The following is a 13,433-nucleotide window of genomic DNA, read 5'->3' as shown; positions in this document are numbered from 1 at the left end:
GCTTGTCATGAGTCCACCGCTGGTACGGGCGGTCGCCGGGCGGCAGCGGCAGTTGCAGTGGCAGCGGCAGTTGCAGTGGCAGTGGCAGTGACCGTCACGGCGTCAGCGTCAGCGTCAGCGTCAGCGTCAGTGACCGTGACAGTTTGTCAGTGTGCGCGGTGTGCGATCGCCGTGCGCAACGCCGTGCGGACCTCCTCCGGGGGCGGGGTGCCGTCGGAGCCGGTGCTCGCGGTGACCGCCGCGGCGACCGTGCGGAGCTTGGTGTTGGAGAGCTGGGAGGCCTCGCGGAGGATCGTCCACGCCTCGTCGGAGGTGCAGGCCTGGGTGGCCATCAGGATGCCGCGCGCCTGGTCGATCACCGGGCGGGAGGCGATCGCCTGGCGGAGCTGCTCGACCTCCTCCTGGAGCAGCCGGAGTTGCTCGGCGCGTTCCAGGGCCACCGCCGAGGAGGCCGACGCGTGCGGGTCGGTGGCCGCGGCGGCGTGCGGCGGGTCGGCGGGGTCGAGACCGGCGAGTTCCATGATGCGGCGCGGCTGACCGTCCCAGTTCACGGTCGCCACCGGCATCCCGTGCCGGTGGCCGTGGTCGGCGAGCGTCTCCAGGAACTGCAGTCCCGCGGTGTCCATGAAGACCACCCCGGTCATGTCCAGTTCCACCCGGCGGACGCCGTCCGGCAACGCGGCCAGCGTCTCGGCCAGGATGTCCGCACAGCCGCGGACCAGCTCTCCGCGTGGCGCGAGCACCGCTCGGTCCCCGTCCACGTGGCTTTCGATGACCAGGGCGTTCAGTCGCCCCGGGAGAGGTGTGTACGCCGCTGAGGTCATGTCTCCCCCCTGTGGTTACCGGACAGTCTTCCTGGCGTTGCGAGCCCCGTCGCCGCCGGGCCCGTTCGGTGAGCCCGGGGTGCTGATGCTGCGCCTGCCCGCCGTACGGTGGACTACACACCAGGCCCAGGCATGTGGCGTGGGTTCCTGGGTATGTGCGCTCCGTCCGGGAAGAGTGGGGAGACGGTGTGGGCATCCGGTACGAGGCACCGTCCGGAGTCGTTGCGGCGGCGCCGGCGCTGACGGTGTCACCGCTGACCACGCGCAGTGGAGTGCGCGTGGCGGGAGAGGTCGGTCTGGCGACGCACCATGTCTGGGAGCGAGCGCTGGAGCGGGCCGTGCGCGAGGACGGGGACGTGTATCACCTGGAGCTGTCAGCCGTGACGTTCATCGACGTCGCCGGTGCCGGGGCGCTGGCCGCCGCCGCCCAGGAGTTGGGGGACGGCCGGCGGATGGTGCTGGACCACCCGCCGCACGCCCTGCGGCGCGTGCTGGACATGTTCTGGCCCGACCTGTCGGCGATCGAGGTGTCGATGTCATGAGTGCCGCGGCCGAACCCTTCGGGTCCGACGGACCTTTCAAGCCCGACGGGCCTTCCGTGTCCGACGGGCCTTCCGTGTTCAACGGGCCTGTCGAGTACGACGAGCCCCTCTACACCATGGCGGCCCTCGAACCCTTCGTCCATCCCGCGCTGTTCTACGGTGACGAGCGGGAGTACCTCGCCGGCACCGTGTCCTTCATCCGCGAGGGGCTGGAGGCGGGCGACCCGGTGGCGGTCGCCGTGCCCGGGGACAACCTCGCCCTGATCCGCGACGGCCTCGGCGCGGACGCCGACGCCGTGCGCCTGCTGGACATGCGGGAGGCCGGGCGCAACCCCGGCCGGATCATCCCGGGCGTGCTGCGCGCCTTCGCCGACGCCCAGCCCGCCGACCGCAGGGTGCGGATCATCGGCGAGCCGATCTGGGCGGGCCGCAGCGACACCGAGTACCCCGCCTGCGTCCAGCACGAGGCACTCATCAACGCCGCCTTCACGGGCCGCGCGGTGAGCATCCTGTGTCCGTACGACACCCGGCGGCTGGCCCCTCAGGTCATCGCCGACGCGTACGCCACCCACCCCGTCGTCATCCGCGCCGATGCCGGGCCGGCGGCGGCCAGCGAGGCCTACGCCCCGGACGACGTCGTCGCCCGCTACAACGAGCCGCTGCCGCTCGTCGCGGACGTGCCCGTCTTCACCTACGACGCGGACTCGCTCTCGCAGGCCCGCCATGTCGCCACCGACATCGCCGCCCAGCTCGGCCTGACCGGCGTACGCCTGCAGGACCTGGCGCTGGTCACCGCCGAGCTGACCACCAACAGCGTGGTCCACGGCGGCGGTTCGGGTGTGCTCAGGGTGTGGGCCGAGGACCGGCACGTGGTGTGCGAGGTACGGGACAAGGGGCGGCTGGCGGATCCGCTGGCCGGACGCCGGCCCGCGCCCCGCGACCAGCGCGGCGGCCGGGGACTGCTGATGGTCAACCTGGTCGCGGACCTGGTCCGGGTGCACACCGGGGTGGACGGGACGACGGTGCGGTGCTGGTTCGCCTGCTGATGGGCCGTCAGGTCAGGACATGGGCAGTCCGTAGCGGGGGCGAGTCCGTTGCCGGGCGAGCCGGTGGCCGGGCGAGCCGATAGCGGGGCAAGTCTGTAGCCCGGGCGGGCCCGTTGCCGGGCGAGGCGGTAGTCAGGCAAGTTTGTTGCCGGGCGGGCCCGTTGCCGGGCGGGCCCGGTGACGTGCTTGCCGCGGTACGTCGCTCAGGCGGCCAGTGGGTCCAGGACCAGGGGTTCGATCTTGCCCTCCAGCATGTAGCCCAGGCCCTGGGCGGCGCACACGTCCGGCCGCTCGGCGATGTGCACCGGCATGCCCGTCGCGTGCCGCAGCATCTGGTCGAAGCCGGGGAGCAGGGCGCTGCCGCCGACCATCATGATCCCGCGGTCGGCGAGGTCGGCCACCAGATCGGGCGGGCAGTTGCGCAGCACCCGTCCGATGCCGTCGAGGACGGCGGTCAGCGGGGTCTCGATCGCGAACCGGATGGCGGCGGTGTCGACCTTGACGGAACGGGCGAGGCCGGTGGCGACGTCCCGGCCGTGGATCTCGGTGGACGCGGGGCCCTCGGCGGTGAGGCCGTTGCCGGAGAGGGCGAGCTGCAGCGGCCGTACGGACTGGCTGGGCAGCATCAGCTCGTGCTCGTGCCGCAGGTGCTGCACGATCGCGTGGTCCACGGCCTCGCCGCCGACGGGAATGCGCTCGGCGGTGACGATCGAGCCGAGGGAGAGCACCGCGATCTGGGTGGCCGCGGCCCCGCACACCATGATCATGGTCGCCTCGGGCCGCTCCACGGGCAGCCCGCAGCCGACCGCGGCGGCGATGAGCGTGTCGACCAGCTCCACCCGGCGCGCCCCGAGCCCGACGAGCGTCTCGATGGCGGCGCGCTGGGCCAGCGGGTCGGCGTCGTGCGGGGTGCAGGCGGCGGCCCGCAGCCGGGGCTTGCGGCGCAGCGCGCGGCGGACCTTGTCGCCGAGCAGGTGCCGCAGCATGCGCTGAGCCATCTCGATGTCGACGACCGTGCCGCCGGAGACGGGCCTGACGACCCGGATGTAGTCCGGCGTACGGCCCGTCATCCTCTCCGCGAACTCGCCGACCGCGATCAGAGCGCCGGTACGGGTGTTCACGGCGGCGGCGGACGGCTGGTCGACGACGAGCCCGGCCCCTTTCACGTACACCCGCGTCCTCGCCGCACCCAGGTCGACGGCGAAGTGGCAGCGGCGCAGCTGCTCCAGACTGGCGGTCATGGCAGGTCCTCCCGAGAGCGCAGACCGGTGGACCGCCGGGTGGCGGTCTCCTACGCATCCTGCGGGGACGGAGGAGGGTACGCGTCTTGTGGTGGGCCGGGCGGGGAGCGGCTGAACGGGGGTTTCTTTGTGTCCTGTCAGTTCGCGCCAAGGCACTGTGTCCCCGCGGGACAAGAACTCCGCCCGCGTGCGCTTCGTCCGGGCTGGTCTCGACCCGGCCGGTGCCGCTGGTGCTGATGGCTCAAGACCTCCTGGAGCGCTGCTCCAGGAGGCTGCCTGAGCCGGGAATCCCCTCACCCTCAGGGAGGGGAGGATTCAAGGACGGTACGCGATGTTGTCACGTGGGGCATGCCGGATCAGGCCCAGTTCGGCCAAGTCCTGTGGGCGGATGCGGAGTTGGTCGGCCGTCGCCTCCACCTCCTCCGGCGGGCGCTTGAGGATGGCCGCCGCCGGCTCGGGGGCTATGACCGAGAAGTAGCTGTCGGGGGTGGCCCAGGTGTTGCCGGGGGCGGCGAGGGCGAGGGCGCCCCCGGAGCCGCCCTCGCCGATCAGGAGGGTGGTGACCGGCGTGCGGGCGGCGGCCACCGCGCCGAAGACGTCCGCGATCGCCGCGCCCGCGCCCTGCCGCTCGGCCTCGGCGTCGTTGGCGGCGCCGGGGGTGTCCACCAGGGTCAGCACGGGGATGCCGAAGCGGTCCGCGAGGCGGATCAGGCGGGCGGCGGTGCGGTAGCCGGCGGGGCGGGTCGCCGTGCCGGTCTGTGCGGCGTAGGCGACCGTACGGCCCTCGTGCTCGCCGAAGCCGCACAGCATGCCGTCGGGGTCGGTGCCGCCGCAGCGGTCGCCGCTGATCGGGAGACGGTGGGTGAAGTACCTGTCCAAGTAGCGTGCGGCGCGCGGGCGTCGGGGGTCGCGGGCGCGGCGGACCGCGTCCCAGCCGGTGGCCGGGAGGTCCGTCGTGCCGAGCGGCGGCGGGGGCGGGGCGGGTTCGCTCGACGTGCTCGTCAGCAGGCGCAGCCAGCGGCCCAGGGCCCGCCGCAGGTCCTGCGGTGCCACGACCGCGTCGGCCGCGCCCGCCGCCACCTGGGCCTCCGCCGTGTACGCCGCCGGGTCCGCGTCCGGCGGCCGGACCCGGGAGCCCGCGAAGCCGACCTGCGCCCCGGGCAGGGCGAGGATCACGTCGGCGCCCGCGCCCAGCGTGGCCCAGCCGCCGCCCGTCGTCGGGTCCCGCAGGACCGCGATCTGCGGCAGCCCCGCCTCTCTGGTGAGCGCCGACTGCCGTGCCACGCGCTGGAGTTGGGTCAGTGCGAGCATGCCCTCCTGCATGCGGCTGCCGCCGGTGGCGATCAACGGGACCACCGGGAGGCGGTGGTCACGAGCGTATGTGTACGCCGCCTCCAGGCGGTCCCCGGTGCGCTCGCCGAGCGAACCGCCGAGGAAACCGAACTCGAAGGAGAGCAGGACGGCCCGGGTGCCCTCGACACGCGCGGTGCCGCAGACGACGGACTCCTCCTCGCCGGTGCGTTCGGCGGCGCGGGCACGGGCGGCGTCGTAACCCTGCCAGGAGAGGGGGCCGTCGGGGCCGGACCGCCTTGCCGGGTACGGGAGTTCGGTGAAGGTGAGGTCGTCGGCGACAGCGGCGATCGTCTCGCGGGCGGTCGGGCGGTCAGTCACGGGTCAGCGCCCGCTTCATGATCTTTCCCATGTCGTTGCGGGGGAGGGAGGCCAGGTGGTGGACGACACGGGGGCGCTTGTGCGGAGCGAGGCGGCTCGCGACGTGGTCGGCCAACTCCTGCACCGTGGGCGGTGCTGCGGGGTCCGCGGGCACGATCCACGCCACGATCCGTTCGCCCAGGTCGGGGTCCGGCTCGCCGGTGACCGCCGCCTCCCGGACGCCCGGGTGTTCCAGCAGCGCGTTCTCGATCTCCCCCGCCCCGATCTTGTACCCCCCGCTCTTGATCAGGTCGGTGGCCTTGCGGCCGACGATGCGTACGTAACCGTCGGGGTCGCGCACCGCCATGTCCCCGGTGCGGAACCAGCCGTCGGCGGTGAAGGCGGCGGCCGTGGCGTCGGGGCGGTTGAGGTAGCCGGTGAACAGGTTCGGGCCGCGCACCTGGATCTCGCCCACACTCTCGCCGTCGTACGACGGGATCGGGGTGCCGTCCTCCTCCACGAGCCGCAGCTCCACGCCCGGCAGCGGGACGCCGACCGTGCCGGGGCGCGGCTCGCCGTCCGCGCGGACGCTGGTGTTCATGAGCGTCTCCGTCATGCCGTACCGCTCGATGACGCGCTGCCCCGTCGCGCTCGTGATCCGCTCGTGGTCGTGCACCGGCAGCGCGGCCGAGCCGGAGACGAGCAGCCGCGCCCCGCTCAGCGCCTTGGCCAGCGCGGGATCGCCGGGGAGCGCCTCCGCGATGCGGTGGTACATGGTCGGGACGCCGAACAGCATGGTCGCGCCGCCCTCCAGCTCGCGTGTCACGCCCTCGGTGCTGAACCGGCCCAGGTGCCGGACCGAACCGCCGCGCCGCAGCGGGCCGAGGATCCCGAGCACCAGGCCGTGCACGTGGAACAGGGGCAGGCCGTGCACGAGTACGTCGTCGCCGGTCCACTGCCAGGCGTCGGCGAGGGCGTCCAGGGTGGTGGCGACGGCCCGGCGGGGGAGGACGGCGCCCTTGGGCGGGCCGGTGGTGCCGGAGGTGTAGACGACGAGGGCGGGGTCGTCGTCGGACGCCTCGGCCTCGGGGGCGGAGCCGGTGGTCTCGGGGGTGGGGTCGGTGGCTTCGTGGGCGGGGCCGGTGGCCCGCGCGTCGACGTCGACATCGACGCGCGGCAGGTCCCGCAGGGCGGACGGCAGTTCGTCACCCGGTGCGGCCAGGACCAGGGCGGGCGCGCTGTCGGTCAGGATGTGCCCGAGCTCCTTCTCCCCGGACTTCGGGTTGAGCGGCACCGCGGCGGCACCGGCCCGCAGCGCGGCCACGACGGCGACCGCCGTCTCCAGCGCGGGTGTCGCCCAGACGGCCACCCGGGCATGGCCCGCGAGCCGGCGGGCCACGGCGTCGGCCGCGGTGGCGAGTTCCGCGTAGGTCAGGGAACGGTCGCCGAACCGCAGGGCGGGGCGGTCGGTGCGGCCGTCGGTCAGGGCCGGGAAGAGAGAGGACACGCGTCGTACTCCTTAACTGTTCAGCGGTTGCCGGGCTGGTGGGGGCCGCCGGTCGGCCTACCCCCAGCCCGGCACGACCATCACCAGCCACGCCACCGCGGGTACCACCGCCACCACGATCCCTCCGTACACCATCAACTGCCGGAAGAAACGCTCGCGGTCGACGTCAGGGGCCGCGGCCAGCACCAGCGCGCCGTTCGTCGAGAACGGGCTCACGTCCACCACCGTCGCCGACACCGCGAGCGCGGCCACCATGCCGACCGCCCCGATCTCACCCTGGGCGAGGAACGGCACGGCGAGCGGGATCAGCGCGCCCATGATGCCGACGGAGGAGGCGAACGCGGACACGAGCGCGCCGATGTAGCAGAGCAGTACGGCGGCCAGCAGGGGGATGCCGATGTCGCTGACGCCCTTGCCGGCCCAGGTGATGGTGCCCATCTCGTCCAGGACGGCGACGTATGTCAGGACACCGCAGATCAGCAGCACCGTCGACCAGGCGATCTGGCCGACCGCCTTGCGGCTGTCCTCCGGCCAGGCGGTACTCAGCAGGACGGCGAGCGTGATCGCGGTCAGACCGGCGTCGAGGTCGAAGGCGAGAACGGCGACGACAAGGGCGACCAGGGCGGTGAGGGTGGCGGTCCGGGCGGGGGTGAGGCGGGTGGTGTCCGGGATGTCGGGGCGGGATTCGACGAGCGTGGCGGTGGCGGCGGGGCGGGTGGCGCTGCCGGTGCTGGTACCGCTGCCGCTGCCGGTTTCCGCCGTACGGGCCCCACCACCGTCCTCCGCCAAGTCCCCCTCGTCGGAGCCTGAGTCGGCTGTGACCGCGCCCCGTGCCCACAGCTTCAGGCCGCCGAACAGGACGAAGACCACGCCCGCGATGACCAGGTTGGCGATCAGTGAGGCGAGGAAGAGGGTGATCTCGTTGCCCGGGAGCTTCTCGCGTTCGACGATGCCGTTGACGATCGTGCCGTAGATGCTGATCGGCGAGAAACCGCCGCCCTGGGCGCCGTGCACCACCATCGCGCCCATCAGCAGCGGACTGATCCGGTAGCGGGCGGCGAAGCTCAGCGCGATCGGCGCGACGATGGCGACCGCGGCCGGGCTGACCGCGCCGATCGCCGTGAGCGCGGCGGTGATCGCGAACATCACCCAGGGGATGAGGGCGACGCGCCCCCGGACGAGCCGGATGGACGCGTGCACCAGCCAGTCGGTGGTGCCGTTGGCGCGTGCGATGGCGAAGAGGTACGTGACGCCGACGAGTACGACGAACAGGTCGCCGGGGAAGCCGGCGAAGATGCCGTCCGCGTCGAGGTCGGCGACGAGTTCCCCCACCACGAAGGCGGCGGCGAAGGCGAGCGCGCCCATGTTGACGGAACGGGTGGTGGCGATGACGAACACCACGACCAGGACGAGGATCGAGATGAGTTCGGGGGACATACGGGCTCCCGTCGTTGGGTCCCGGAGCGGTTGCGGGTGCACTGGCGACGCCCCCGGTGGCTCAGTGGCTGAACCACTTGGGGCGTTGGCTGATCAGCGTGGGTGGGCAGGGGGCGCCCGTCAAGGGGTCGCGCAGGAATTGGCTCAGCCACTCAGCCACCGCCGGGTCCGGTGTTACGCTCCCGACGAGAGGGGGACCCCGTGACCGACGCCCTGCGCCCCATGACGAAGCAGCGCCTGTACGAGCAGGTGCTGGACCGGCTGCGCCAGTACGTCGCCGAAGGCGGCCTGAAGGCCGGGGACCGGCTCCCTCCGGAACGTGACCTGGCCCAGCGGCTCGGTGTCAGCCGGGCCTCCGTGAAACAGGCGATCGTGGTCCTGGAGGTGCAGGGCCTGGTGGAGGCGCGGCACGGCGGAGGCACGTACCTGGTCCGCGACAGCCTGGACGTCGAGCCGGTCGAGCGGATGGTCGAGCGGCGCCGACGGCTCCCGGACGTGCTGGAGGCCCGCGAGGCCCTGGAGACGAAACTCGCCGAACTGGCCGCCGAGCGCCGCACGGAGGACGACCTGACGGCGATGCGGTCCGCGCTCACGCACATGGCCGAGGAGATCGGGGCGGACGGTCACGGCATCGAGGGTGACCGCCTCTTCCACGCGGCGGTGACGGCGGCCGCACACAGCAGCCTGCTTGCCGAGTTCATGCGCTCCATCGCCGACCAGATCGCCGAGAGCCGCACCGAGTCCCTCCGCCAGCCCGGCCGCCCCACCCGCTCCCTGGCCCAGCACCAGGCCATCCTGGACGCCGTCGCCGCCCGGGAACCCCGGCAGGCGGCCACCGCGATGCGCAACCACGTCCGCACGGTGGCGAAGGTACGACTGCTGGACTGGGAGCCGGACGAGGAGCGTCCGGAGGACGAGCGCGGGGAGCGTTAGGCGGCCGTCTCCACCACGTCCGCGACCGCACAGCTGACGTCGTCCGGGCCGCCGCAAGGGGGGAAGGTCAAACGGGTTGCCGTGGTTGCGGGGGCGGCGGTTAGCCTGCGGGTCGAGCCGCACAAGAGATGGAGCCCGCCGTGCCCCGAATAGCCCTGGTCACCTACGACCCCCGCCCCGAGACCAGCAGGGACCGCGACCTGCCCGTGCTGCTGGAGGCGCTGCGGGCGGGCGGGGCCGAGGCGGAGGGCGTGTTCTGGGACGACCCGGACGTCGACTGGGGCGGGTTCGACCTCGCCCTCATCCGGTCCACCTGGGACTACAGCTGGCGGGCGGCCGAGTTCGTGGCCTGGGCGGAGCGCTGCGCCAAGGCGACCCGGCTGGCCAACCCGGTGGACGTCGTGCGGTGGAACGCCGACAAGCGCTACCTCGGGGACCTGACGGCGGCCGGGGTGCCCGTCGTGCCCACCCGGTACCTCGCGCCGGGGGACGCCGCAGACCTCCCCGGCGACCGCGAGTACGTCATCAAGCCGGCCTCCGGCGCGGGCGCCCGGTACGCCGCCCGCTACACACCCGGGCAGCACGACACCGCCGTACGGCACCTCGCGCGCATGCACGAGGAAGGGCTCACCGCGATGGTGCAGCCGTACATGGCCGGCATCGATGTCCGGGGTGAGCGGGCCCTGCAGTTCTTCGGCGGGCGGCTGCTGCACGCCAGCCGCAAGCGGGCCGTCCTCGCGCCCGGTACCGCTTTCGACGCGGACAAGGTCGCCCACCCGGGACTGGAGCCGTGGACCCCGGCCCCGGCGGAACTCTCCGTCGCCGAGCGCGCCCTGGCCGCCGTACCGGACACGCCGGAGCTGCTGTACGCCCGGGTCGACCTGGTCGACGGGGAGGACGGCCTGCCCCGGGTGATGGAACTGGAGCTGGTGGAGCCCAACCTCTTCCTGTTCCTGCACCCGGAGTCGGTGCCCGCGGTCGTGACGGCGATCCTCGCGGCGGCTCGCTGATCAGGCCGCCGGTACGTCGTCCGGGGTGACCAGGGCCGCCGCGGCCAGCCGGTGCCCGCGGTGCAGGCCCTCCGTCGCGCCGAGGCCTTCGAGCACCGTCGCCGACAAGTAGCCCGCGGCGAACGCGTCGCCCGCGCCGACCCGTTCGACGATCCGGGACGGGGGCGCGGCGAGGAAGGTCTCCTCGCCGTCCCGCGTGTACGCCGTCGCTCCGTGCTCGGCGTCCTTGACCACGACGACGCGGGCGGGCCGCAGCAGGCCCCGTACCTCCGCCGCCGTGCCGGTGCCCCACAGGGTCTCGGCCTCGTCGCGGCCGACGAAGACGATGTCGGCGGCGCGGGCCAGGGCGAGCAGGACGGGGGCCGCGTCGGCGGGGCGGTGCCGCCACAGAGCGGGGCGGTGGTTGACGTCGAAGGAGACGAGCGGGTCCGGGGCGGCCCGGTGGGCGATCAGCGCGTCCGTCAGGGCGGCGCAGCTGTCCGACAGGGCCGGTGTGATGCCGGACAGGTGGAGCAACCGGGCCGCCCGCAGGAGGGGGAGGCGGGCCAGTTCCGGGCCCATGAGCGTGGCCGCGGAGTCCCGGCGGTAGTAGTAGGTGCGGGTCCGGTCGGGGGCCGGGTCCTTGAAGTAGACGCCGGTGGGGCGTTCGGGGTCGGTCTCCACGGCCGAGACGTCGACGCCGCGGGCGGTGAGGTCGTCCAGGACGCGGCGGCCGAGCGGATCGGCGCCGACCCGGCTGAGCCAGGCGACGCGGTGCCCGAGGGCGGCCAGCGAGCAGGCCACGTTGGACTCGGCGCCGCCGACAGTCAGCGCGAGGGTGCGCTGGCCGGCGAGCGGCCGTGCGTCCGGCGGGCTGAGCACGGCCATGGTCTCGCCGACGCAGACCACGTCGTAGCCAGGGGTGGGCACCTTCGCTTTCCTCACGTGTCCAGGACGCGGTGCAGGAACTGCTGGGTGCGGGCCTCGGACGGACTGCCGAACACCTGCTCAGGCGGGCCCTGTTCCAGGACGACCCCGCCGTCCATGAAGACGACCCGGTCCGCGGTGTCCTTCGCGAAGCGCATCTCGTGGGTCACCACGACCATGGTCATGCCGTCCTCGGCGAGGGACCGCATCACGCCGGTGACCTCGCCGACCAGCTCCGGGTCCAGCGCGGAGGTCGGCTCGTCGAAGAACATGATCGCCGGGTCCATGGCGAGCGCCCGGGCGATGGCGACCCGCTGCTGCTGGCCGCCGGAGAGCTGCGCGGGGTACGAGTCGGCCTTGTCGGCGAGTCCGACCCGCTCCAGCGCGGCCCGCCCGCGCTCCTCGGCCTCGGCCCGCGCCAGCTTCCTGACCTTGAGCAGGGCGAGGGTGACGTTGCCGAGCGCGGTCTTGTGCGGGAAGAGGTTGAACTGCTGGAAGACCATGCCCACGTGACCGAAGATCTCCGGTGCCCGCTTGCGGTCGTGCAGTGGTACGCCGTTGACCCACACCTCGCCGTCGTCCGCGCGTTCCAGGTCGCACATGATCCGCAGCAGGGTGCTCTTGCCGGAGCCGCTGGCGCCGATGAGGACGACGACCTCGCCGGGTTCGACGCCGATGTCGACGCCCTTGAGGACCTCCAGCGCGCCGAACCGCTTGTGCACGCCGGACAGGGCGATACGGGCGGGCGTGACGGTCTTCCCCACGGTCTTGGGGGTCTCGGTGGTCGTCATGCGATGACAGCCTTTCGTTCCATCCGCCGCACGACGAGCGACAGCGGGTAGCAGATGACGAAGTACAGGGCGGCGACCGCGACATAGGTGGTCGCCGGGTCGCCCGCGCGGTCGATGACCGCCTGGCCCTGGCGCACGAGTTCGACGTAGCCGATGACGACGGCGATCGAGGTGTCCTTGACCAGCGAGAGGTACTGGCCCACCAGCGGCGGCAGCACGATCGCCCGGGTCTGCGGCAGGATCACGGTCGTGAAGGTCTGGGTGCGGCTGAGGCCGAGGACCCGCGCGGCCTCCCACTGGCCGCGGGGCACGGCCTCGATGCCGGCCCGGAAGATCTCCGCGATGTACGCGCCCTGATACAGGGTCAGCGCCAGCAGGGCGGCGCCGAAGACGGTGATGCCCGCGAGGTTGAGATAGGCCGCGCCGAAGTAGAGGAACAGCATCTGTATCAGCAGCGGCGTGCCGCGGAAGACCTCCAGATAGGCCCGGGCGACCTGGGCGAGCAGCGGGACGCGGCTGGTGTGTACGGCCGCGACGACGAGCCCGGTGAGCGTGCCGGTGGCGATGGCCGCGACCGACAGCAGGGCCGTGGCCCACAGTCCGTCGGTGAACAGCGTGCGGTTCGACCAGATGACCGACCAGTCCATCACGCGGCCTCCTTACGGACGGTGGGCACGGCCCGCGCGGGCAGCAGCCGGCGTACGGCGGCCGGCGGACGTGCTCGTACGGTCGTCGGCAGCGGTGGTTTGAAGGCCACCCGGCCGATCAGCCCGGCCACCAGCACCACCAGGTTGGTGAGGACGAGATAGAGCACCGCGGCGATGCCGAAGACCTGGACGGTCAGCAGGGTGCGGGAGTTGATGACCATCGAGGTGCCGGTGAGTTCGGGCACCGAGATGGCGGACAGCAGCGACGAGCCCAGGATGATCTGGACGAGCTGGTTGACCACGGCCGGGTAGACGTTGCGCAGCGCCTGCGGGAGCACCACGTGCGCGAAGGTACGGGCGGGGCTCAGTGCCAGCACGCGCGCCGCCTCCCGCTGGCCGGACGGGACGGCCTGGATGCCGGCCCGGAAGATCTCGGTCAGGTACGCGCCCACGTTGACGCCGAGCGCGAGGACGCCCGCCTGGACGGGGCTCAGCCGCAGCCCCGCCGACGGCAGCGCGAAGTAGGCGACGAACATCTGCAGCAGGACGGGGGTGTTGCGGATGACCTCGACATAGGCGGCGGCCGGTGCGCGCAGGACGGCGTACCGGGACCTGCGGGCCAGGGCGCCGAGCAGGCCGAGCGCGAAGGCGAGGGCGAAGGCGGCGAGCGAGAGTCTCAGCGACAGCCAGGCGGCGCTCAGGTAGGTGGGCCAGTCCTGGAGTGCGTAGCTCCAGTCGGTGAGCATGGAACTCCTCCACATGGTCGCGGGTGGGGCGGGGGGGCCCCCGGGGGGGGGGGCCCCCCCCCCCCCCCACCCGGGGGGGGGGGGGGGGGGGGGGTGGGGGGGGGACCGGGGGCGCCCCACCCACAACATGTGTCTCCGGTTTGGGGCGCGCGG

Annotated in this window: 13 protein-coding genes and 1 pseudogene; 5 read left to right on the top strand and 9 right to left on the bottom strand. The window is 73.2% G+C overall.

All coding sequences use genetic code 11. From position 1 onward, the window contains the following. Positions 1–146 precede the first annotated feature (146 nt). Entirely contained in the window at positions 147–824 is a 678-nt protein-coding gene (locus tag ACIBK3_RS04360) for an ANTAR domain-containing protein (RefSeq protein ID WP_399361711.1), read from the bottom strand. Between the two features lie 188 nt (positions 825–1,012). Between ACIBK3_RS04360 and ACIBK3_RS04355 the strand changes: the two genes are divergently transcribed. Together ACIBK3_RS04355 and ACIBK3_RS04350 are read left to right on the top strand one after the other, a co-directional pair. Then, entirely contained in the window at positions 1,013–1,366 is a 354-nt protein-coding gene (locus ACIBK3_RS04355) for an STAS domain-containing protein (RefSeq protein WP_399361709.1), read from the top strand. 116 nt (positions 1,367–1,482) lie between these two features. Further along, positions 1,483–2,412: an anti-sigma factor RsbA family regulatory protein gene (locus ACIBK3_RS04350; RefSeq protein WP_399362119.1), complete on the top strand. Its 930-nt coding sequence runs from the start codon at positions 1,483–1,485 to the stop codon at positions 2,410–2,412. Between the two features lie 203 nt (positions 2,413–2,615). On the opposite strand, the gene ACIBK3_RS04345 is transcribed toward ACIBK3_RS04350, so the two are convergent. Continuing rightward, on the bottom strand, positions 2,616–3,653 hold the full coding sequence (locus tag ACIBK3_RS04345; protein WP_399361707.1) for a rod shape-determining protein: 1,038 nt from the start codon (positions 3,651–3,653) through the stop codon (positions 2,616–2,618). A 151-nt stretch (positions 3,654–3,804) separates the two neighbouring features. On the opposite strand from ACIBK3_RS04345, the pseudogene ACIBK3_RS04340 reads away from it, so the two are divergent. Continuing rightward, positions 3,805–3,933: pseudogene (locus ACIBK3_RS04340) on the top strand (RNA-guided endonuclease TnpB family protein); the annotation flags it as partial. A 35-nt stretch (positions 3,934–3,968) separates the two neighbouring features. On the opposite strand, the gene ACIBK3_RS04335 reads toward ACIBK3_RS04340, so the two are convergent. Genes ACIBK3_RS04335 through ACIBK3_RS04325 form a run of 3 tightly spaced genes read right to left on the bottom strand, consistent with a single transcriptional unit; the run spans position 3,969 to position 8,247 of the window. After that, the gene (locus ACIBK3_RS04335) at positions 3,969–5,324 is read right to left on the bottom strand and encodes a carboxyl transferase domain-containing protein (RefSeq protein WP_399361705.1); all 1,356 of its coding nucleotides are present in this window, start codon (positions 5,322–5,324) and stop codon (positions 3,969–3,971) included. After that, positions 5,317–6,810, bottom strand: coding sequence for an acyl-CoA synthetase (locus tag ACIBK3_RS04330; RefSeq protein WP_399361703.1), 1,494 nt, complete (start codon positions 6,808–6,810; stop codon positions 5,317–5,319). Before ACIBK3_RS04330 ends, ACIBK3_RS04335 begins: the two co-directional genes overlap by 8 nt. Before the next feature lie 57 nt (positions 6,811–6,867). Further along, positions 6,868–8,247, bottom strand: coding sequence for an SLC13 family permease (locus ACIBK3_RS04325; protein ID WP_399361702.1), 1,380 nt, complete (start codon positions 8,245–8,247; stop codon positions 6,868–6,870). A gap of 201 nt (positions 8,248–8,448) precedes the next feature. Between ACIBK3_RS04325 and ACIBK3_RS04320 the strand changes: the two genes are divergently transcribed. Then, complete coding sequence (locus ACIBK3_RS04320) at positions 8,449–9,180, top strand: FadR/GntR family transcriptional regulator (RefSeq protein ID WP_399361700.1); 732 nt, start codon at positions 8,449–8,451, stop codon at positions 9,178–9,180. Between the two features lie 140 nt (positions 9,181–9,320). Beyond that, positions 9,321–10,190, top strand: coding sequence for a RimK family alpha-L-glutamate ligase (locus ACIBK3_RS04315; RefSeq protein ID WP_399361698.1), 870 nt, complete (start codon positions 9,321–9,323; stop codon positions 10,188–10,190). Here ACIBK3_RS04315 and ACIBK3_RS04310 read toward each other — a convergent pair whose 3' ends face one another. The 4 genes from ACIBK3_RS04310 to ACIBK3_RS04295 are packed head-to-tail and all read right to left on the bottom strand — an operon-like array spanning position 10,191 to position 13,280. Then, a complete protein-coding gene (locus ACIBK3_RS04310) occupies positions 10,191–11,099 on the bottom strand; it encodes a sugar kinase (RefSeq protein WP_399361696.1) in 909 nt (302 codons plus the stop codon). It lies immediately after the preceding gene. 11 nt (positions 11,100–11,110) lie between these two features. After that, on the bottom strand, positions 11,111–11,887 hold the full coding sequence (locus tag ACIBK3_RS04305) for an amino acid ABC transporter ATP-binding protein (RefSeq protein ID WP_399361694.1): 777 nt from the start codon (positions 11,885–11,887) through the stop codon (positions 11,111–11,113). Beyond that, entirely contained in the window at positions 11,884–12,534 is a 651-nt protein-coding gene (locus ACIBK3_RS04300; protein ID WP_399361692.1) for an amino acid ABC transporter permease, read from the bottom strand. Before ACIBK3_RS04300 ends, ACIBK3_RS04305 begins: the two co-directional genes overlap by 4 nt. After that, positions 12,534–13,280 carry an amino acid ABC transporter permease gene (locus ACIBK3_RS04295; protein ID WP_399361690.1) on the bottom strand — a complete coding sequence of 249 codons (747 nt, stop codon included), beginning with the start codon at positions 13,278–13,280 and terminating at the stop codon, positions 12,534–12,536. The genes ACIBK3_RS04300 and ACIBK3_RS04295 overlap by 1 nt, the downstream gene beginning before the upstream one ends. Between the last annotated feature and the right edge of the window lie 153 nt (positions 13,281–13,433).

This window comes from Streptomyces sp. NPDC050287, from assembly GCF_044459385.1.
Lineage (GTDB): Bacteria > Actinomycetota > Actinomycetes > Streptomycetales > Streptomycetaceae > Streptomyces.
Note: the sequence above shows the minus strand (reverse complement) of the source record. Positions and strands in the feature narration are given on the sequence as shown.